This window comes from Pseudomonas sp. A125, assembly GCF_055409485.1.
The window spans coordinates 1-20,427 of sequence record NZ_JBUZVP010000030.1 but is presented as its reverse complement, the minus strand read 5'-3'; the positions used below and the strand labels follow the sequence as shown (position 1 = coordinate 20,427).

Below are 20,427 nucleotides of genomic sequence, written 5' to 3'. Positions count from 1 at the left end.
GTCAGTTGTCGTAACCCAGGTTTGGCGCCAGCCAGCGCTCGGTCACGCTCAGGTCCTGGTTTTTGCGGGCGGTGTAGCTCGCGACCTGGTCCTTGTCGATCTTGCCCACTGCAAAGTACTGCGCCTGCGGGTGGGCGAAGTACCAGCCGCTGACCGCCGCCGCCGGGAACATCGCGTAGTGCTCGGTGAGGAACACACCGCTGCGGCCCGCATGCATCTCGCGGGCTTGTGGGTCCAGCAGTTGGAACAGCTGGGCTTTCTCGGTGTGATCCGGGCAGGCCGGGTAGCCCGGGGCAGGGCGGATACCGCTGTACTGCTCCTTGATCAGCGCTTCGTTGTCCAGCACTTCATCCTTGGCATAACCCCAGTGTTCCTTGCGCACCTGCTGGTGCAGCCACTCGGCGCAGGCTTCGGCCAGGCGGTCGGCCAATGCTTTGACCATGATCGAGTTGTAGTCGTCGCCCGCGTCCTGATACGCCTTGGCGACCTCTTCGGCACCGATGCCGGCGGTGGTGATGAAACCACCGATGTAGTCGGTCACGCCGCTGTCTTTTGGTGCGACGAAGTCGGCCAGGGAGAAGTTCGGCTTGCCATCGGTTTTGATGATCTGCTGGCGCAGGTGGTGCAGTTTGGCAATCGGCTGGCCGTCGTCGCCGTACACTTCCAGGTCGTCGTCCTGTACCTGGTTGGTCGGCCAGAAGCCGAACACGGCACGGGCGCTGATGAGTTTTTCATCGATCAGCTTCTTCAGCATTTCCTGGGCGTCGGCGTACAGCGAGGTGGCGGCTTCACCCACCACTTCATCGGTAAGGATGCGCGGGAATTTGCCGGCCAGGTCCCAGGAGATAAAGAACGGCGTCCAGTCGATGTACTCGGCCAACACCTTGAGGTCGATATTGTCCAGCACGCGGGAGCCGGTAAACGTCGGCTTGACCGGGGTGTAGGTGCTCCAGTCGAACTGCGGCTTCTTGGCGATGGCGACCGGGTAGCTCAGACGCTCGGTGCGTGCGCTGCGGTTGGCGGTGCGTTCGCGTACGTCGATGTATTCCAGGCGGGTTTTTTCAACGAACGCAGGCTTCAGTTCCTTGGACAGTAACTGCGTGGCCACACCCACGGCGCGGGAGGCGTCGGTGACGTAGATCACCGCGTCATTGCTGTACTTGGGCTCGATCTTCACCGCCGTGTGCGCCTTGGACGTAGTAGCGCCACCGATCATCAGCGGCAGGTGGAAGTCCTGGCGCTGCATCTCGCGGGCCACATGCACCATCTCGTCCAGGGACGGGGTGATCAGCCCGGACAGGCCAATGATGTCGCACTTCTGTTCCTTGGCCACCTGGAGGATTTTTTCCGCGGGCACCATCACGCCCAAATCGACAATGTCATAGCCGTTGCAACCCAGCACCACGCCAACGATGTTCTTGCCGATGTCGTGCACGTCGCCCTTCACCGTGGCCATCAGGATCTTGCCCTTGGCCTCCGGTTTGTCGCCTTTTTCCAGCTCGATAAACGGAATCAAATGGGCCACGGCCTGCTTCATCACCCGGGCGGATTTCACCACCTGGGGCAGGAACATTTTGCCGGCGCCGAACAGGTCGCCGACGATGTTCATGCCGGACATCAACGGGCCTTCAATCACCTCGATCGGGCGTTTGAACGACTGCCGGGATTCCTCGGTGTCTTCGACTATGTGGGTGGTGATGCCCTTGACCAGTGCGTGTTCCAGGCGCTTGTTCACCGGCCAGCCACGCCATTCTTCGGTCTCGGCCTCCTTGACGCTGCCGTCGCCCTTGTACTTGTCGGCGATGGCGAGGAGGGCGTCGGTGCCTTCCGGGGTGCGGTTGAGCACCACATCTTCCACGGCGTCGCGCAGCTCGGCCGGGATCTGGTCGTAGATCTCCAGCTGGCCGGCGTTGACGATACCCATGGTCAGGCCGTTGCGGATCGCATACAGCAAAAACACCGAGTGAATCGCCTCACGCACCGGGTTGTTGCCCCGGAACGAGAACGACACGTTGGACACACCGCCCGAAGTCAGCGCATACGGCAGCTCGTCGCGGATGTAGGCGCAGGCGTTGATGAAGTCGACGGCGTAGTTGTTGTGCTCCTCGATGCCGGTGGCGACCGCGAAGATGTTCGGGTCGAAGATGATGTCTTCCGGCGGGAAGCCGACTTCGTTCACCAGAATGTCGTAGGAGCGTTTGCAGATTTCCTTCTTGCGCGCTTCGGTGTCGGCCTGGCCGGCTTCGTCGAACGCCATCACCACCACCGCCGCGCCGTAACGCTTGCACAACTTGGCGTGGTGAATGAACTGCTCCACGCCTTCCTTCATGCTGATGGAGTTGACGATGCCCTTGCCCTGGATGCATTTGAGGCCGGCCTCGATCACTTCCCATTTGGAGGAGTCGATCATGATCGGTACGCGGGAGATGTCCGGCTCGCCGGCAATCAGGTTGAGGAAGGTCACCATGGCCTTCTTCGAGTCCAGCATGCCTTCGTCCATGTTGATGTCGATCACCTGGGCGCCGGCTTCCACCTGCTGCAGGGCGACTTCCAGGGCTTCGGTGTAGTTGTCTTCACGGATCAGGCGGGCGAAGCGTGCGGAACCGGTGATGTTGGTGCGCTCGCCGACGTTGACGAACAACGAGCTGCGATCAATCGTGAACGGCTCCAGGCCCGACAGGCGGCACGCCTTGGGAATGTCCGGGATCGGGCGCGGTGCATAACCGGCCACGGCCTTGGCGATGGCTTCGATGTGGCCCGGCGTGGTGCCGCAGCAGCCGCCGACAATGTTCAGGAAGCCGCTCTGGGCGAACTCTTCGATGACCTTGGCCGTTTGCGACGGCAGCTCGTCGTATTCGCCAAACTCGTTGGGCAGGCCGGCGTTCGGGTGCGCCGACACATGGGTGTTGGCTTTGTTCGACAGCTCTTCCAGGTACGGGCGCAGCTCGCTCGCGCCCAGGGCGCAGTTCAAGCCTACGGAAATCGGCTTGGCGTGGCTGACCGAGTTCCAGAACGCTTCGGTGGTCTGGCCCGACAGGGTGCGGCCGGAGGCGTCGGTGATGGTGCCGGAAATCATGATCGGCAGTTCGACATTCAGTTCTTCGAACACACCTTGCACGGCAAAGATCGCGGCCTTGGCGTTGAGGGTGTCGAAGATGGTTTCGATCAGGATCAGGTCGGCGCCGCCCTCGATCAGGCCTTTGGTGGCTTCGGTGTAGTTTTCCACCAGCTCATCGAAGGTCACGTTGCGGTAGCCGGGGTTGTTCACATCCGGCGACAGCGAGCAGGTACGGCTGGTGGGGCCGAGCACACCGGCGACGAAGCGCGGCTTGGCCGGGTTCTCCAGGGTTTTGGCGTCGGCGATCTTGCGCGCCAGTCGCGCGCCTTCTACGTTTAGTTCGTAGGCAAGCTCTTCCATGCCGTAGTCAGCCATGGAAATACGCGTGGCGTTAAAGGTGTTGGTTTCCAGGATGTCGGCGCCGGCATCCAGGTAGGCTTTTTCGATGCCGCCGATCACGTCCGGACGGGTGATCACCAGCAGGTCGTTATTGCCCTTGACGTCGCTCGGCCAGTCGGCGAAGCGTTTGCCCCGGTAGTCTTGCTCTTCCAGCTTATAGCTCTGGATCATCGTGCCCATGCCGCCGTCGAGGATCAGGATACGTTCCTTGAGGGCTTGGTGGAGGGCTTGCAGACGAGCGCTACGATCGGGCATGGGACTACTCTGGTCAGGTCTTACGGAGGGCGAAGATCATACCAAACCTGTGCGCTTTTAGAGCATGCGCAAGGTTTGCATGAATATCGCTCATGTTGCCGGCGGCGCTACCTCGGTAGAATTGACGGGTTTTTCACCGCACGTATTGAATCGGGACCGGGTACATGTCACTTCGCCTTATCGTCAGCGCCGCGTTTGCGCTGTTCGCCATCACCGCACAGGCAGAAGGTCCCGCCTCGGCGATCTCTTACACCCGTGATATTCAGCCGATCTTCACCGAAAAATGCGTGGCCTGCCACGCCTGCTATGACTCGGCATGCCAGCTCAACCTGGGCAGCGCCGAAGGCGCCGCACGCGGCGCAACCAAAGTGCCGGTGTACGACGGCGAGCGCAGCCAGGCCAGCCAGCCCACGCGCTTGTTCTATGACGCGTTTGGCAAGGCCGCCTGGCGGCAGAAGGACTTTTACTCGGTACTCGACGCCCAGGGCAGCCAGGCCGCGCTGATGGCACGCATGCTGGAACTGGGGCATAACGCGCCGTTGCAGCCTAACGCCAAGCTGCCCGACGACATCATGCTGGGCCTGAACCGCGCAAACACCTGCCCGATGCCGGGCGAGTTCAATGCCTACGCAGGTAGCCACCCCAAGGAAGGCATGCCCCTGGCGGTCACCGGCCTGACCGACCAGCAATACCAGACCCTGCAACGCTGGTTGGCTTCTGGTGCTCCGATCGATGAGCAGGGCCTGGCACCGAGTGCCCAGGAAGCCTTGCAAGTGCAGCAATGGGAAAACCTGTTCAACCAGCCTGGCGCCCGGGAAAGCCTGGTGGCCCGTTGGTTGTTCGAGCACCTGTTCCTCGCCCACATTTACTTTGAAGGCGGCGAGCCGGGGCATTTTTTCCAGTGGGTACGCTCGCGCACCCCCAGCGGCCAGCCGATCGACCTGATCAACACCCGCCGCCCCAACGATGACCCGGGCACCCAGGTGTACTACCGCCTGTGGCCGGTGCAGGGGGTGATCGTGCACAAGACCCATATCACCTATCCGTTCAGCGCCGCAAAAATGGCCCGGATCAAGTCGCTGTTCTATGCCGATGACTGGCAGGTGCACGCGTTGCCGGGCTATGGGCCGGGCCGGCGGGCCAACCCGTTCGAGACCTTCGAGGCGATTCCGGTCAAGGCGCGTTACCAGTTTATGCTCGATAACGCCGAATACTTCGTACGCACCTTCATTCGCGGGCCCGTGTGCCGGGGGCAAATCGCCACCGACGTAATCCGCGACAACTTCTGGACCCTGTTCCAGGACCCTGACCATGACCTTTACATCACCGATGCCCGTTACCGCGGCCAGGCCACGCCGCTGCTGGCGATGCCGGGGCAGATTGACGATGTAGGCAGCGTGTTCAGCCTTTGGCTCAAATACCGCGATAAACGCAACGAGTACGAAGCGCTGCGCCGGGACAGTTATGCCGATTTGCCGCCGCCGGGCTGGGCTTCGCTGTGGGCGGGTAACGACAACGCCTTGTTGAGCATTTTCCGCCACTTTGACAGTGCGTCGGTGACCAAGGGCTTGATCGGCGAAGTGCCTCAGACAATGTGGCTGTTCGACTATCCGCTGCTGGAGCGCACCTATTACCAGTTGGCGGTGAATTTCGATGTGTTCGGCAACGTGTCCCATCAGGCGCAGACGCGCCTGTATTTCGACCTGATCCGCAACGGCGCCGAGCAGAACTTCCTGCGCTTGATGCCGGCGGATTCGCGCGATGACTTCCTCGACGACTGGTACCAGAACAGCGGCAAGGTAAAGCTGTGGCTGGATTACGAAGCCATCGACGACGACAAGCCCACGGGCCTTACGCTCGATGAAAAAGACCCCAAGCGCGACTTTACCAACCAACTGCTGGCCCGTTACGGCGACTTGAACGCCAGCCCGGACCCGATCAACCGGTGTGTCAGCGCCTACTGCTCGCGCGCCGGCATCGACCCGGCGCTGCAGGACGCCGAGCAAGCCCTGAGCCGCCTGACAAATCGCCCGGCAGCAGGGCTGAAGGTAATCGACCAGTTGCCGGAAGCGACCATGCTGCGTATTGAAACCCGCAGCGGGAAACGCGAGATCTACAGCCTGTTGCGCAACCGCGCCCACAGCAACGTGGCCTTCTTGCTGGGCGAGGCTTACCGCTATCAGCCGGGCCTGGACACCGTGACCCTCTATCCCGGTGTGTTGAGCAGCTACCCGAACTTCATGTTCAACATCCCGGCCGAGCAAGTGCCGGAGTTTGTCGCCGCCATGGAGAACGCCAAGGACGCCAATCGTTTCGAAAAAATCGTCGACCGCTGGGGCATTCGCCGCAGCCATCCGCAGTTCTGGCAGTACTTCCACGACCTGTCGCAGTACATCCGCGAAACCACGCCGGTGGAAGAGGGCGTGCTGGACATGAACCGCTACGAGAATCTTTGATCGACCTTTGACCGTCGGTGACTGTCCCAAACCATAGGCACCTGAAGAGCAGGTGCCGGTGGAGGGGAGAGCGGGTCGACGATGTTGATTTCAGTACAGGCATTGCGTGCCCTGGCGGCCTGGACCGTGGTGGGTCATCACTTCATGCAGATTTTCTTCGGTTTTCAGGCTGACTCGGCGCTGGGCCATCTGTTTGTAGACAAAGGCGCGGCGGGCGTGGACGTGTTTTTTGTCATCAGTGGCCTGGTGATCTTCCTCTCAACCGAGAACAAACAGCTGCCACCGTGGCGATTCCTGCTGTATCGACTGCTGCGAATCGTCCCGGCCTACTGGTTCTACACGGTATTGATGGCGTTGCTGGTGGTGTTTGCCCGGCCGGTGCTGCCCGACCAGAGCGTCGATGCGAGTCATGTGTTGATGTCTTTGCTGTTCATACCCGCCGAAAATCCCGGTGGTTATGGGGTGTACCCGACCTTGAACGTCGGTTGGACCCTGAACTACGAAATGCTTTTCTACGTGTTGTTTGCCTGGGCGCTGCTGTTTCGTCGGCAGTGGCGAGTGCTGGTGGTCGGCGCGTTGCTGTTCGCGGTGTGCCAGGCCTGGACCGCGTTTGGCTGGATCAGCGACTTCTATCGTTCGGACATCGTGTATGAGTTTTTGCTGGGGATCGGCATCGGCATGCTCTACCGAAAGGGCTGGATCCGCCCCGGTCTGTGGCTGCCGCTGGCGGGAATTGCCGGGGCGCTGCTGGCGATTTATCACTGGCCCGCCTCGCCGCGAGCCCTGGCCTGGGGTTTGCCGAGTGCGGTGCTGGTGTTGGCGTGTATTGCCATGGAGCGCTATTTCGAGCGTAGCCGGCTGCTCAAGGTGATGGGGGATTGTTCCTACTCGGTCTACCTGATGCACGTGCTGGTGCTGTCGGCGGGTGGTTTTGTCGCCCAGCGCTATGGAATCAATGCCTACGTGATGCTTGGCGTGTGTGTGGTGCTGATCGCCCTTGGATCGCTGGCCAGCTACCACTGGTTGGAAAAGGGCAGCTATCGCCGGCTCAAGGGCTGGTTCGATGGCGACCAACGGATGATTCTTTCCCGACAAAAATACTAGGACTTTGTACCTCTGCAATGATTTGGCGTAAACTGCCGGCAAGCCTGCGAGGAGTTTCCATGACCGCCATAACCATTACCGACGCCGCCCACGATTACCTGGCTGATCTGCTGTCGAAGCAGAACACCCCCGGTATCGGCATCCGCGTCTTTATCACCCAGCCCGGCACCCAGTACGCTGAGACGTGCATTGCCTACTGCAAGCCGGGGGAAGAAAAACCTGAAGATACGGCGCTGGGGCTGAAGAGCTTCACGGCGTATATCGATGCGTTCAGCGAAGCGTTCCTTGACGATGCGGTGGTTGATTACGCCACGGATCGTATGGGCGGCCAGCTGACCATCAAGGCACCGAACGCCAAGGTGCCGAACGTTAATGCGGACAGTCCGATTAACGAGCGTATCAATTATTACCTGCAGACCGAGATCAATCCCGGGCTGGCGAGCCACGGTGGTCAGGTGAGCCTGATTGATGTGGTGGATGATGGTATTGCTGTTTTGAAGTTTGGTGGCGGTTGCCAAGGCTGCGGCCAGGCGGACGTGACCTTGCGTGAAGGGATTGAGCGTACGCTGCTTGAGCGGGTTCCGGAGCTTAAGGGTGTGCGGGATGTGACTGACCATACGCAGAAAGAAAACGCCTACTACTAAGGGTGTTCGCTGCGGATGTGGAAAAACGGCGCCCCGTGAGCGCCGTTTTTTTATGGTTTGGATTCAGTGGGTTACGTTAGGTTTGTGAGGTTTTGGGTTAGGTATGTTGTGTACATATGCGTTGCTGCGGTAACGGCCGCTTATGGTTCCGCGCTTACCCGCTCCACCGTGCCTGCTTGCGGCCATCGTGGTTAACGGGGCCCGCAGATCAAGATCAAAAGCAGATCAAAAGCACGCAGCCTCGCTGGCGCTCGACAGCTGCTACGGGTGGGGTGGCTCTGCTTTTCTGTGGGAGCTGGCTTGCCTGCGATGCAGGCACCTCGGTGCATCAGGTACACCCTCAGCCAGCTCCCACATTTGAACCGCGGAACCCATCGAAGCCATCACCTAAATAACGGATATGTACACCACCACCACCACCCTCAGGGCCGATACAAATGCGCATGCCCCGCGCGATACAACGACGACTCACCAAAACTGTCACTGGCCAAAACCCGACCCACCACAATCAACGCCGTACGCCGAAACCCCTTGGCCGCCACCTTCCCAGCAATGTCCGCCAGTGTACCAATGGCCCAATCCTGATCCGGCCAGGTCGCCCGATGCACCACCGCAATCGGACAATCCTCCCCATAGTGAGGCACCAACTCAGCCACGATTCTCTCCAAATGATTCACCCCCAAGTGAATCGCCATGGTCGTCCCATGCTGCGCCAGGCTACTGAACGCCTCACCGGCAGGCATCGCCGTCTTATCCGCATACCGCGTCAAAATCACGCTCTGGGCGATGTCCGGCAACGTCAGTTCAGCTTCCAGCAACGCCGCACAGGCCGCCACCGCTGTCACCCCGGGAATGATCTGAAAGGCAATCCCCAGCGCCCGCAAATGCCGAATCTGTTCACCGATCGCCCCATACAAACTCGGATCCCCAGAATGCACCCGCGCCACATCCTGGCCTTTTTCATGGGCCGTCTGGATCAGCTCGATGATCTGTTCCAGATGCAACTCGGCACTGTTGACCACCAATTCAGCCTGATGCCCCTCAAGCACCGCCGCCGGCACCAGAGAACCGGCATAGATAATCACCGGGCAACTGCGAATCAGCCGCTGCCCTTTGACAGTGATCAGTTCCGGGTCGCCTGGGCCTGCGCCGATGAAGAAGACAGTCATGGATACATTCCTGTGAAAAAGCACGCGAGCAACCCCCCAGATGAAGATTGCTCATGATCGAAGCTGACGATTATCGGGACTTCAGCCGGCGCAAGCCAATGCAAAGGTAGCCATCGCGGTTTTTTTGCGGGTGACCAACAACGTGGCAGGGCGTTGGGATAGGTGTTCTGCCAGGGCCAAGGCGGCACTTTCAGCGATGCCATAGCAGCCAGTGTGCACAAAGACGGTGTCGGACTTATGGCTTAATTGGCCTTCATACGGCGCCAGTTGCGCCGCACTGAAAAACCTCAGCGGCAGCTTCAAAACCTGCGCCAGCGCCAGCAACCCCGGCTCATCCTGCTTGCGGTCAAGACTGGCCAGCGCTGTAATGCGCTGGCGCTCAACGCCGCCCTCGGCGAGGGCAGCGTTGAACAGGTCAAGCAGGGCGTCGACAGAACAACCCCGCTGGCAACCCAGGCCAACCGCCAGGATCATGCCGAATACTGGCCGTCACGGTTGCGGCGAAACAACCAGGCACTGATCAAGCCCAGCGCCAACCAGAACGCGACGTTGGTCAACTGCGAGGCAATCTTGAACTGTGCTTCCAGCGCCTCGGGCGCCAGCATCGAGTGGACTTCAGGCTGTGGCGCACCAATCACATGAGGCACTGCCAGAATCGCCACGCCCAGCACTTTCAACAGCCAGTTGCGACCGAACACGATCAGCGCGATACCGGCAGCGGTAGAACCCGCCGTGCCGATCCACCAGATCTGCCGTTGTGCCAGATCCGCAGCAGCAGTCCCCGGCAACTCAGGCGGCAAACCAAGGGTCGGCGCCAGAACGAAGGTGGCGTAACCGGCCAGGCCCCAGAGCAGGCCTTGAGCCGTGCGGGTCGGCGCACGCAGTGTGTACAGGCCGGCGAGCATCAGGGCAAAACCCACTGCGACCACCAGGTTGCCGCCAGTGGTCGACAGCACACGCTGCCAGCCATCTTCCGGCTCCCAGGCTTCGGCGTCGTGGGTGTGGGCCGTGGCGTTGGCATGCTCATGCACTTCGGTGGCGGCCGGGGCGTTTTCAAAGGTTTCCGCCTGCAGAATCAGCGGTGCGACCCAAAAGCTTTGCAGCAAGGTCAGCAACAGGGCGGCCAAAAGACCCGTGAAACCTGCGGTTTGGGCAATACGCTTGATCATCTCGGCAGGCCTCAGTGGCACGGGAACGCGGCGCTGTGGCGGGTATCGTGAGCGGCGTTGTGCACCGCTTCGATGTGCGAGAACCCGGCAAAATACACCAGGCACGCGCCAAGGATCGATGCGCCAATGGCGGCAGTCAGGCGTTGGCTCAGGGTGGCGGTGGTGCTGGCGGTAGAGGCGGTGCTGCTGATGATCGACATGGCGCGTCCCTTCAAGGTTTCAGGGTGCACGAGCGCATGAAAACCCCGCGAGCCAGGCACGCAGGGTTTCGAACAGCGCCCGCCCACCGCGGGTTTGTTATCTGATTTTTTCGGGCCGGTCTCCGGGCTTGCGAGGGGCTTTTGGCCTTCAAAGCATCACCTTCCCATGCCGTAGAGACACAGTGGATTTGATGCTTCACTCGCTTACCGTTGCGGGGGCAGCACCGGACTCGTCACGGCCTTGAATTAAGGCACATGACTCACCGGTTTCCCGTTTCACCCTGTGAAGGGCACCCGAAACAAGATGTGTAGGAGAGCATGGGCGGGCGATGGGCGTCAAATCGCCGGCTTACGCCCAGCGCTTGAACAGCACGCTGGCGTTCACGCCACCAAACCCGAACCCATTGGAGATCGCGTATTCAATCGGCAACGGTCGGGCTTGGCCACGGACCATATCCAGCCCGCTGGCGGCGGGGTCCGGGTTGTCCAGGTTGAGGGTGGCCGGGGCGATCTGGTCGCGCAGGGCGAGCACGGTGAATATCGCCTCAATCCCGCCCGCTGCGCCCAACAAGTGGCCGGTGGCGGACTTGGTGGCGCTGATCGCGACACTGGAATTGGCTCCGAACAGCGAATTGATCGCCGCCAACTCGCCATTGTCGCCCACGGGTGTCGACGTGGCATGCGCGTTCAAATGCTGGATCTGTGCCGCGCTGATCCCCGCCTGTGCAATCGCCAGTTCCATCGCCCGACGGGCTCCCGAGCCATCTTCCGGCCCCGAAGTCATGTGATAGGCGTCGGCACTGGTGCCGTAGCCCACCAACTCTGCAATAGGCGTCGCGCCCCGAGCCAGTGCATGCTCCAGTTCCTCGATCACCAACAACCCGGCCCCTTCGCCCATTACAAAGCCGTCGCGGCCCTGGTCAAACGGGCGCGAGGCGAGTGCCGGCGTGTCGTTGTAGCCGTGCGACAGCGCACGCGCTGCAGCAAACCCGCCAAGGCTCACCCGGTGAATACACGCTTCGGCGCCGCCACACACGGCGATGTCTATCTCGCCTGCGCGGATCATGCGTGCGGCATCACCAATCGCCTGTACGCCGGCGGCGCACGCGGTGACGGGGGAGCCGAGCGGGCCTTTCAACTGATGCTGGATCGACACGTGCCCGGCGGCCATGTTGCCGAGGAATGACGGAATCGTGAACGGCGACAGGCGGCGCGGGCCTTTGCTGTCAGCGGTCCGAACGGCCTCGGCAATCGCCGGGAAACCGCCCACTCCGGAAGCAATAATGGTTGCGGTACGTTCCTGTTGCGCTGGCGTTTGCGGGCTCCAGCCAGCCTGCGCCAGGGCTTCCTGGGCGGCGGCCAGGGCAAACACGATGAATCGATCCATCTTGCGCTGTTCTTTCGCCGGGATGACAGTGTCCGGGTCAAACCCGGCTTCTGGGTCCTGGGTACGGTTCAGAACTTGGCCGCCAATGCTGATTGCCAGGTCGCCGACCAATTCTTCGGGTAGCCTGCGGATCCCGGACTCACCTGCCAGCAGGCGTTTCCAGGTCTGTTCCACGCCGGTTCCCAGCGGGGTCACTGCACCCATGCCGGTCACAACAATTCGCTTACTCATGATCGCTTAGCTCCGCAAATTTCAGGTTGGTAGCAATGCATGGACGAAGCTATCATCATGAAAGTAACATCGGATAGCTTAAATTTTCGGGCTCGCCCACAGAGGAACTGCAATGCAACGTACGTCGCTGGTTAACGCCGAATGCCCGGTAGCGCGCGCAGTGGAAAGGGTCGGCGAGTGGTGGAGCATTTTGATCATGCGCGATGCGCTGCAAGGCTTGCGGCGCTTTGACGAGTTTTCCCAGAGCCTGGGGATCGCCCCCAATATGCTCACGCGCCGGCTCAACAGCCTGGTGGAAGCGGGGCTGCTTGCGCGCCAGCAATACAGCGAGCGGCCGCCGCGTTTCGAGTACGTGCCGACGCCGGCTGGCGAGGATTTTCGCGTGGTAATCATGGCATTCATCGGCTGGGGCAACCGCCATTTCGCCACCGAAGGTGAAAGCCTGCAGTTGGTCGACCGCGAAACCCGGCGCCCGGTGGAGGTGGCCGTGGTAGATGCCGACGGTGCGCGCGTGTCCGTCGAGCAATGCAGCGTTCAAGCCGGGCCAGCAGCGAGCGAGGGCATGCTGGAGCGCCTGGCGCTGATTCGCTCCAAACGTTCGGACGTTGACCCGTCCCCGCGCACTGCGTAGCCTTGCACCTTCGAGGTTCTTCGGCCCAGGCCGAAGCTAAGAAGGGAACGCGGTCGATGCCGCGGCTGCCCCCGCAACTGTAAAGGGTTCATCTGACTGCCACGCCACTGCCTGAACCAGGCGGGAAGGCGCAGCCAGCGCCGGCCTCACCGCCGGCAAGCCCCAAGCCAGGAGACCTGCCTCGCAACCGATTTTCTACTTCAACCGGGCGGGGTGATCCGGTGGCGAATTCTGCTTCTGCGCACCCGCGCAGGGCCACTCGTCCCGTATGCCCGCCCCAAAGGGCATCCGATGAAAACACTGGCCAAACTCCCCGTCACCATCGTCACCGGCTTCCTTGGCTCGGGCAAGACCACCTTGCTGCGCCACATGCTGGACAACGCCCAGGGGCGCCGCATCGCGGTGATCGTCAACGAGTTCGGTGAGTTGGGCATTGACGGTGAAATCCTCAAGCAATGCTCCATCGGCTGCACTGAAGAAGAAGCCAACGGCCGCGTCTACGAATTGGCCAATGGCTGCCTGTGCTGCACGGTCCAGGAAGAGTTCTTCCCGGTGATGCGCGAACTGGTGGCCCGTCGCGGCGACCTCGACCATATCCTCATCGAAACCTCGGGCCTGGCCCTGCCAAAGCCTTTGGTTCAAGCGTTCCAGTGGCCGGAAATCCGCAGCGCCTGCACCGTTGACGCGGTGATCACCGTGGTCGACAGCCCGGCCGTGGCCGCCGGCACCTTCGCCGCCTTCCCGGACCAGGTCGATGCCCAGCGCAAACTCGACCCGAACCTGGACCACGAATCGCCGCTGCACGAGCTGTTCGCCGACCAACTGGCCAGCGCCGATCTGGTGATCCTCAACAAGTGCGACCTGATCAGCCCTGAAGACCTGGCCCGTGTGCGCCTGGAGGTGGCTGAAGAGCTGCCGCCAGCGGTAAAAGTCATCGAAGCCAGCAGCGGTCGCCTGCCACTGGACGTGTTGATCGGCCTGGGCGCGGGCTCGGAAGAACACATCGACGGCCGCCACAGCCATCACGATCATCATCACGAAGGTGAGGACGACCACGACCACGATGCCTTCGACTCCATCTCCATCGAACTGCCCCAGGCCGACGAAAGCCTGCTGCTGGACGCCCTGACCCAACTGGTGGTGCAGCACGGCATCCTGCGGGTCAAAGGCTTCGCGGCGATCCCGAACAAGCCGATGCGCCTGCTGATCCAGGGCGTGGGCACCCGTTTCGACAAGCACTTCGACCGCGCCTGGCGCGCCGATGAGCCACGTGCCACGCACTTGGTGCTGATCGGCCAGGAACTGGACGCCACCTTGCTCGAAGCGCAATTGCGCGCTGCCCTCAGCGTCTGACCCATGCACCTGCTCAGGACCCAGCCCGGCGGTTTCGTTTCGGATGACAACATTGCCGACCTTGGCCAAACCCCCGCCGAGCTGGTGATCCTGTGCAGCGGCGATTCCAGCCTGGCGCTGCTGGCCGAAGCGGCCCAGCAGTTGCCCGAGGATTACCCGAGCCTGCGCCTGGCCAACCCGATGCAGGTGCAAAACCATGCGTCGGTCGACTTGTACGTGGACGAGGTGCTGCGCCACGCCAAGGTCATCCTGATTTCGCTGCACGGTGGTATCGGTTATTGGCGTTATGGTATCGAGCGCCTGGTGGAGTTGGCCGAACGCGGTGTGCAGTTGATCCTGGTGCCGGGGGATGATCGGCCAGACCCTGAACTCAGCGGCCTCAGCACCGTGGATGCCGAGGCGCGCGACCGGCTTTGGCAGTTCCTGCGCCAGGGCGGCCTGGGTAACGCGCTGGATTTCTATCGTTGCCTGGCGGCTGGCTACCTCGGCCGCGATTACGCCTGGAGCGAGCCGCAAACCTTGCCGCGCACGGCGATTTATCACCCGCACAAAGCCAATGCCCGTCTCAACGATTGGCAGGCCGATTGGCAGCCTGATTTTCCGGTGGCGGCGGTGCTGTTCTACCGCTCGCACTTGCAGGCAGCCAACACCGGTTTTATCGATGTTTTTTGCCAACGCTTGCAGGCGGCGGGGTTGAACCCATTGCCGATGGCAGTGGCCAGTTTGAAAGAGCCCGGCTGCCTGACGGTGGTTGAAGACCTGCTGGACGAAGTGCACGCCGCGGTGATTCTGAACACCACAGGCTTCGCTCAATCCAGCCCCGAAGCACCGCACCTGCGGCCGTTTCGGCGCAATATCCCGGTGATCCAGGCGATTTGCGCCCAAGACAACGAACCCGGCTGGCAAGCCAGCGAGCAAGGCCTCGGCCCGCGCGACCTGGCGATGCACATTGCCTTGCCGGAACTGGACGGGCGCATCATCAGCCGGCCCATCAGCTTCAAGGACCTGGCCTGGCGCAGCGAGCGCAGCCAATCCGATGTGGTGTGCTACCGCGCGCAGCCGGAGCGTATGGATTTTGTCGCCGAACTGGCGCGGCGCTGGGTCGAACTGGCGCGGGTGCCGAACGCCGAAAAGCGCATCGCGCTGATCCTCGCCAACTACCCGACGCGGGACGGGCGTATCGGCAACGGCGTGGGCCTGGATACGCCAGCCGCCGCACTGAATATCCTGCGGGCATTAAAGATTGAAGGTTATCCGCTGCCGGACGTATTGCCGGACAGCGGCACGGCGTTGATCCAGGCGTTGTTGGGTGGTATCAGCAACGACCTGGACAGCCTGGACCTGCGTCCGTGCCACCAAAGCCTGGCGCTGGACGACTACGAGGCGATGTTCAACCGCTTGCCCGAATCCAATCGCCAGGCGGTGTTGGCACGTTGGGGTACGCCACACACCGATCCGATGTTTCGCGATGGGCGCATGATGATCGCCGGCCTGCGCTTTGGCCTGACCTTCGTCGGCATCCAGCCAGCCCGGGGCTACCAGGTGGATGCCAGCGCGGTCTACCACGATCCGGACCTGGTGCCGCCACACGGCTACCTCGCGTTTTACTTCTGGTTGCGCCAGACCTACGGCGCCCATGGCGTGATCCACGTCGGCAAACACGGCAACCTGGAGTGGCTGCCGGGCAAGGGCGTCGGGCTTTCGGAACATTGCTGGCCAGACGCATTGCTGGGGCCGCTGCCGAATATCTACCCGTTTATCGTCAACGACCCGGGCGAGGGCGCCCAGGCCAAGCGCCGCACCCAGGCGGTGATCATCGACCACCTGATGCCGCCGCTCACCCGCGCCGAAACCTATGGCCCGCTGCGTGACCTGGAGCTGTTGGCCGACGAGTATTACGAAGCGCAATTGCTTGACCCACGGCGTGCCCGCGAGCTGCAAAAAGACATCCTCAAGCTGGTGCGGGAAACCCGGATCGACCAGGAGCTGGCGCTGGACGAAAACCTCGACAGCGACGCCGATGCCGCGATCTGGCTGCCGCGCCTGGACACTTACCTGTGTGACTTGAAGGAATCGCAGATTCGCGATGGCCTGCACGTCTTCGGTGAATCGCCTGAAGGCCGCTTGCGCATCGACACCTTACTGGCGTTGTTGCGCATCCCGCGTGGCGACGGGCGCGGGCCGCAATCGAGCCTGCTGCGGGTGCTGGCCAAGGCTTTTGAACTGGTCTTCGACCCGCTGGATTGCGCCCTGGCCGAACCGTGGACCGGGCGCCGCCCGCTGGTGTTGCAGAAGATCGACACGCAATTATGGCGCACCGCCGGTGACACCCGTGAGCGCCTGGAATTGTACGCCGCGCGGCTGATCGAGCAGGCACTGGAAGGCCCGGTGGAACAGCTTGAAGAGCCGGGCTGGGAGGACGTAAAAGCGCTGATCGAGAACCTACGCATCGTCGTCGCACCGCGCCTGGATGCCTGCGGCCCGGCGGAAATGCGTGGCTTGCTGGATGCCCTGGGCGGGCGTTTTGTGCCAGCAGGGCCGAGCGGCGCGCCGAGCCGGGGCCGCCTGGACGTGTTGCCCACCGGTCGCAATTTTTTCTCGGTGGATGTGCGCAACCTGCCCACCACCACCGCCTGGCGCATTGGCTTCCAGTCGGCGAACCTGATTCTTGAGCGCCACCTGCAAGACCACGGCGACCACCTGCGCCAGCTTGGCCTGTCGGTGTGGGGCACCGCCACCATGCGCACCGGCGGCGATGACATCGCCCAGGCCATGGCGCTGATGGGCGTGCGCCCGGTGTGGGCCACGGGCAGCCAGCGGGTGGATGACTTTGAAATCCTGCCGATCAGCCTGCTGGACCGCCCGCGTGTGGACGTGACCTTGCGCGTGTCAGGGTTCTTCCGCGACGCGTTTGCCAACCTGATCCGCCTGTTCGACGCGGCAGTGCAAGCCGTGGCGGCGCTGGACGAACCCGACGACATGAACCCGCTGGCGGCCAAGGTGCGCAGCGAGCGCGAAGCGTTGCGCCTGTCGGGCCTGGACGAAGAAGCGGCGGCGAAGCAGGCCGGCTGGCGGATCTTCGGCGCCAAGCCCGGTGCCTACGGTGCCGGCGTGCAGGGCGCGATTGATGGGCGCTTGTGGCAGAGCCGCGAAGACCTGGCCGAGGTTTACCTGAACTGGGGCGGCTACGCGTATGGCGGCGCCGACGAAGGTACCGCCGCCCGCGAACAGTTTGCCCAGCGTTTGAGCCAGGTGCAGGCGGTGTTGCAGAACCAGGACAACCGCGAGCACGACCTGCTCGACTCCAATGATTACTACCAGTTCCAGGGCGGCATGCTCGCCGCCGTGGAAACCCTGAGCGGCGACAAGGCCGCCAGTTATCATGGCGACCACAGCCAGCCGGACCTGCCGAAGGTGCGCACGCTGAAGGAAGAGTTGAACCGGGTGATTCGTGCCCGGGCGGCCAACCCGAAGTGGATCGAAGGGGTCAAGCGCCACGGCTACAAAGGTGCGTTCGAGATGGCGGCCACCGTGGATAATCTGTTCGCGTTCGACGCCACGACGGCGCTGATCGACGATCATCAATACGCGTTGCTGGCCGATGCCTACTTGCTCGACCCGCACACCCGCGCCTTTGTGCAGCAGCACAACCCGGATGCCCTGCGGGACATGACCGAGCGCATGCTCGAAGCCCAGCAGCGCGGCATGTGGCAGGAGCCCGGGGCGTACCGCGAGGCGTTGGAAAACCTGTTGTTGGATATAGAAGAAGGCAGTTGATGACCGACCTCCCGCATTTCCCGCTGTCTGCCGTTGTCGGCGCCGAGGACCTGAAACTGGCCCTGTGCCTGACCGCCATCGACCCGAAGATCGGCGGTGTGCTGATCGAAGGCCCACGTGGCATGGCCAAGTCTACCCTGGCCCGTGGCCTGGCCGACCTGCTCGCCAGCGGCCAGTTCGTCACGCTGCCGTTGGGCGCCACCGAGGAACGGTTGGTCGGCACCCTTGATCTGGACGCCGCGCTGGGCGAAGGCCGCGCACAGTTCTCCCCCGGTGTGCTGGCCAAGGCTGACGGCGGCGTGCTCTATGTCGATGAAGTCAACTTGCTGCCTGATCACCTGGTAGACCTGCTGCTGGATGTGGCCGCCAGCGGCACCAACCTGATCGAGCGCGACGGCATTTCCCACCGGCATTCGGCGCGCTTTGTGCTGATCGGCACCATGAACCCGGAAGAGGGCGAGTTGCGCCCGCAACTGCTCGACCGGTTTGGCTTCAACGTGGCGTTGAGCGGGCACACCCAGCCGGCCGAGCGCGGGCAGATCATCCGTCGCCGGCTGGACTTCGACAGCGACCCTCAAGGTTTTTGCACGCAATGGGCCGATCAGCAAGCCGCGTTGCGTGAGCGTTGCACCCAGGCGCGGGCGTTGTTGGACAGTATCCCACTGGATGACCAGGCGCTGGCGCAGATTACCGAGCGCTGCTTCGCCGCAGGCGTCGATGGCTTGCGCGCCGACCTGGTCTGGCTGCGCGGCGCCCGTGCCCATGCTGCCTGGCGCGGCGCGGCAGCTATCAGCGAAGAAGATATCGAAGCCGTTGCGGAGTTCGCCCTGCGCCATCGTCGCCAGGCGCAGTCACCGCCTTCGACACCGCCCGATGGCGGTCAATCACCCAAGCCCAACGATTCGCCGGAAGGCCAGGGCCAATGGGGCGACATGCCCGCGCCCGCTTTGCCAATAGGCGCTCGCCGAGAGGTGCCCACCTGGCCAAAAAAGCCCTAGGCATTCGCCCCAAATCTGACGCGGGGGCGGATGCACGGCCCAAGGCGGGTCGGCTGAACAAGGGCAGGCGAGGGCAGGCACGCAGCGCGACCGGAGGTTCGATCAACTGGCCGGGCAGCCTGCTCGGCGGGCGGCCGCAACGCCGTGAAGACCTGCTGTATCAACTGCGTAGCCGTACGCCCCATGAACTATGGCTGGTGATTGTCGATGCGTCTGCCTCCACCCGGCGGCATCAGGCGCTGAGTGATGCCAAGGGGCTGCTGGCCCAGTTGTTTGACGATGCCTACCGGCAGCGGGCGCGTATGGCGTTGCTTACGGTGAGCGGGCAATCGCCAAAGTGGCAGGTGCAGGGATTGAAGGCGGCCAAAGGGCTCAATCACTGGCTTGACGGGCTCGGTGCGGGCGGCGGCACGCCATTGCTCGCGGCGCTGAACGAAGCGGGGCATTGGTTGGCAGCACGGCGCAAGCGTTATCCGGCAGAGCAGCAGCGTGTGCTGGTGGTCACCGATGGGCGGCTGAAGGATGTGGCGGGGTTGCCGCCGCTGGACTGCCCGGGCTTGCTGGTGGATATCGAGCGGGGCGCCATTCGGCTGGGGCGCGCCAAGCAGTTGGCTGGCGGGTTACAGATTGATTATCGGCATATCGATAGTTTGTAGACGGAAAAACTCAATTGGGAAGCACCCTGCTTGTAAAGAGGAACCTTCTGACATTAATCGCTGATAGCTACTCTTTACTCTCTGGTCTCTCGTAGAACCAGAGATTCAAGGAATGACCTCCAGCGTATTACCCAGTTTTTTCTTCGACCACAGCCGCCACAAACTCACCGTTCGCGACGTGAATGCTGTGCTCGACGTTCTTGCCTTCGAGGGCACCGAAGGCCTGAGCGAACTGTTCAGCTACCGTATCGAGTTCACCTGCATCGACGGTGACATCGCCGCTGAAACAATGCTCGGTCAAAACGCCACGTTCAGCTTGTACGGCGTACCGCAAAAACCGCCGATGCGCCGCTACATCCCGCCGGTTACCGGCCCATTGCGCACGCTGCATGGCGTGGTCACCGGCTTCAAGCGCCTGTCGGGCTCTGCTGATGAAGCCCGCTACGAAATCACCCTTGAACCGCACTTTGCCCTGCTGCGTCACGGCCGACAGTTTCGCATCTACCAACACCAGACAGTCCCGCAAATTGTCGAAAGCATCCTGCGCAGCCGCCACGACTTTGAAGGCCAGGACTTTTTCTTCAACCTCGTACGCGAATACCCCAAACGCCAACAGGTCATGCAATACGGCGAAAGCGACCTGGCCTTCATCAGCCGCCTGCTGGCCGATGTGGGCATCTGGTACCGCTTCACCCGCGACGAACGCCTGAATATCGACGTGGTGGAATTCCACGACGACCAACGTCATTACCAGTTCAATGTCGAGCTTGCCTACCGCCCGCCCTCCGGCCTGAGCAGCACCGGCCAAGACGGTGTGTGGAATTTGCAGTCCAGCCATCAAGTGGTGGAGCAGCGCGTCAATATCCGCACCTACCATCACCGCGTGGCCACCGCCCACTTGAACGGCGAGATCGACCAAACCCGTGGCGCCCGCGGCACC

Annotated in this window: 15 protein-coding genes and 2 riboswitches; of the genes, 9 read left to right on the top strand and 6 right to left on the bottom strand. The window is 62.3% G+C overall.

Annotated elements, in window-relative coordinates; genetic code table 11:
- Nucleotide 1: 1 nt before the first annotated feature.
- On the bottom strand, nt 2-3,712 hold the full coding sequence (metH, locus tag ACZRN6_RS29480) for a methionine synthase (RefSeq protein ID WP_464009492.1): 3,711 nt from the start codon (nt 3,710-3,712) through the stop codon (nt 2-4).
- 164 nt (nt 3,713-3,876) lie between these two features.
- Here metH and ACZRN6_RS29475 point away from each other — a divergent pair, with 164 nt between their 5' ends.
- The 3 genes from ACZRN6_RS29475 (at nt 3,877) to nfuA (ending at nt 7,916) form a co-directional block, all read left to right on the top strand.
- Nucleotides 3,877-6,168 carry a fatty acid cis/trans isomerase gene (locus tag ACZRN6_RS29475; RefSeq protein ID WP_464009491.1) on the top strand — a complete coding sequence of 764 codons (2,292 nt, stop codon included), beginning with the start codon at nt 3,877-3,879 and terminating at the stop codon, nt 6,166-6,168.
- Between the two features lie 81 nt (nt 6,169-6,249).
- Nucleotides 6,250-7,272 (top strand): acyltransferase family protein, encoded by a 1,023-nt coding sequence (locus ACZRN6_RS29470; RefSeq protein WP_464009490.1) that lies wholly within the window; start codon nt 6,250-6,252, stop codon nt 7,270-7,272.
- Nucleotides 7,273-7,331: 59 nt separating this feature from the next.
- Nucleotides 7,332-7,916 carry a Fe-S biogenesis protein NfuA gene (gene nfuA, locus ACZRN6_RS29465; protein WP_003210817.1) on the top strand — a complete coding sequence of 195 codons (585 nt, stop codon included), beginning with the start codon at nt 7,332-7,334 and terminating at the stop codon, nt 7,914-7,916.
- Nucleotides 7,917-8,338: 422 nt separating this feature from the next.
- Here the strand turns inward: nfuA and cobM are convergent, their stop codons facing one another.
- The 5 genes from cobM to fabF all read right to left on the bottom strand — a co-directional run bounded on the left by cobM (nt 8,339) and on the right by fabF (nt 12,072).
- On the bottom strand, nt 8,339-9,085 hold the full coding sequence (cobM, locus tag ACZRN6_RS29460) for a precorrin-4 C(11)-methyltransferase (protein ID WP_464009489.1): 747 nt from the start codon (nt 9,083-9,085) through the stop codon (nt 8,339-8,341).
- Between the two features lie 81 nt (nt 9,086-9,166).
- Nucleotides 9,167-9,559, bottom strand: coding sequence for a cobalamin biosynthesis protein (locus tag ACZRN6_RS29455; protein WP_464009488.1), 393 nt, complete (start codon nt 9,557-9,559; stop codon nt 9,167-9,169).
- The gene (locus ACZRN6_RS29450; protein ID WP_322145611.1) at nt 9,556-10,254 is read right to left on the bottom strand and encodes a CbtA family protein; all 699 of its coding nucleotides are present in this window, start codon (nt 10,252-10,254) and stop codon (nt 9,556-9,558) included. The genes ACZRN6_RS29455 and ACZRN6_RS29450 overlap by 4 nt, the downstream gene beginning before the upstream one ends.
- An 11-nt stretch (nt 10,255-10,265) precedes the next feature.
- The gene (locus tag ACZRN6_RS29445; RefSeq protein WP_003217883.1) at nt 10,266-10,454 is read right to left on the bottom strand and encodes a CbtB domain-containing protein; all 189 of its coding nucleotides are present in this window, start codon (nt 10,452-10,454) and stop codon (nt 10,266-10,268) included.
- A gap of 96 nt (nt 10,455-10,550) precedes the next feature.
- Nucleotides 10,551-10,767, bottom strand: a riboswitch (cobalamin riboswitch).
- 36 nt (nt 10,768-10,803) lie between these two features.
- Entirely contained in the window at nt 10,804-12,072 is a 1,269-nt protein-coding gene (gene fabF / locus ACZRN6_RS29440; protein WP_464009487.1) for a beta-ketoacyl-ACP synthase II, read from the bottom strand.
- Nucleotides 12,073-12,184: 112 nt separating this feature from the next.
- On the opposite strand from fabF, the gene ACZRN6_RS29435 reads away from it, so the two are divergent.
- The 6 genes from ACZRN6_RS29435 to ACZRN6_RS29410 form a co-directional block, all read left to right on the top strand.
- The gene (locus ACZRN6_RS29435; protein ID WP_322145609.1) at nt 12,185-12,703 is read left to right on the top strand and encodes a winged helix-turn-helix transcriptional regulator; all 519 of its coding nucleotides are present in this window, start codon (nt 12,185-12,187) and stop codon (nt 12,701-12,703) included.
- Nucleotides 12,700-12,901: riboswitch (cobalamin riboswitch) on the top strand. Its footprint overlaps the gene before it by 4 nt.
- 93 nt (nt 12,902-12,994) lie before the next feature.
- Complete coding sequence (gene cobW, locus ACZRN6_RS29430) at nt 12,995-14,056, top strand: cobalamin biosynthesis protein CobW (protein ID WP_464009486.1); 1,062 nt, start codon at nt 12,995-12,997, stop codon at nt 14,054-14,056.
- A 3-nt stretch (nt 14,057-14,059) separates the two neighbouring features.
- Nucleotides 14,060-17,833: a cobaltochelatase subunit CobN gene (gene cobN, locus ACZRN6_RS29425; RefSeq protein ID WP_464009485.1), complete on the top strand. Its 3,774-nt coding sequence runs from the start codon at nt 14,060-14,062 to the stop codon at nt 17,831-17,833.
- The gene (locus ACZRN6_RS29420) at nt 17,833-18,831 is read left to right on the top strand and encodes an ATP-binding protein (protein ID WP_322145606.1); all 999 of its coding nucleotides are present in this window, start codon (nt 17,833-17,835) and stop codon (nt 18,829-18,831) included. Before cobN ends, ACZRN6_RS29420 begins: the two co-directional genes overlap by 1 nt.
- 53 nt (nt 18,832-18,884) lie before the next feature.
- Nucleotides 18,885-19,487, top strand: a complete 603-nt coding sequence (locus tag ACZRN6_RS29415) for a vWA domain-containing protein (protein WP_464009527.1) — start codon at nt 18,885-18,887, stop codon at nt 19,485-19,487.
- A 112-nt stretch (nt 19,488-19,599) separates the two neighbouring features.
- Nucleotides 19,600-20,427: type VI secretion system Vgr family protein (locus ACZRN6_RS29410; protein WP_464009484.1), on the top strand; the 828-nt coding region annotated here is incomplete at its 3' end.

What these genes read in the sequence shown, in the direction of transcription:
- metH (WP_464009492.1), bottom strand. Translation starts at nt 3,712, where the DNA reads ATGCCCGATCGTAGCGCTCGTCTGCAAGCCCTCCACCAAGCCCTCAAG.
- ACZRN6_RS29475 (WP_464009491.1), top strand. Translation starts at nt 3,877, where the DNA reads ATGTCACTTCGCCTTATCGTCAGCGCCGCGTTTGCGCTGTTCGCCATC.
- ACZRN6_RS29470 (WP_464009490.1), top strand. Translation starts at nt 6,250, where the DNA reads ATGTTGATTTCAGTACAGGCATTGCGTGCCCTGGCGGCCTGGACCGTG.
- nfuA (WP_003210817.1), top strand. Translation starts at nt 7,332, where the DNA reads ATGACCGCCATAACCATTACCGACGCCGCCCACGATTACCTGGCTGAT.
- cobM (WP_464009489.1), bottom strand. Translation starts at nt 9,085, where the DNA reads ATGACTGTCTTCTTCATCGGCGCAGGCCCAGGCGACCCGGAACTGATC.
- ACZRN6_RS29455 (WP_464009488.1), bottom strand. Translation starts at nt 9,559, where the DNA reads ATGATCCTGGCGGTTGGCCTGGGTTGCCAGCGGGGTTGTTCTGTCGAC.
- ACZRN6_RS29450 (WP_322145611.1), bottom strand. Translation starts at nt 10,254, where the DNA reads ATGATCAAGCGTATTGCCCAAACCGCAGGTTTCACGGGTCTTTTGGCC.
- ACZRN6_RS29445 (WP_003217883.1), bottom strand. Translation starts at nt 10,454, where the DNA reads ATGTCGATCATCAGCAGCACCGCCTCTACCGCCAGCACCACCGCCACC.
- fabF (WP_464009487.1), bottom strand. Translation starts at nt 12,072, where the DNA reads ATGAGTAAGCGAATTGTTGTGACCGGCATGGGTGCAGTGACCCCGCTG.
- ACZRN6_RS29435 (WP_322145609.1), top strand. Translation starts at nt 12,185, where the DNA reads ATGCAACGTACGTCGCTGGTTAACGCCGAATGCCCGGTAGCGCGCGCA.
- cobW (WP_464009486.1), top strand. Translation starts at nt 12,995, where the DNA reads ATGAAAACACTGGCCAAACTCCCCGTCACCATCGTCACCGGCTTCCTT.
- cobN (WP_464009485.1), top strand. Translation starts at nt 14,060, where the DNA reads ATGCACCTGCTCAGGACCCAGCCCGGCGGTTTCGTTTCGGATGACAAC.
- ACZRN6_RS29420 (WP_322145606.1), top strand. Translation starts at nt 17,833, where the DNA reads ATGACCGACCTCCCGCATTTCCCGCTGTCTGCCGTTGTCGGCGCCGAG.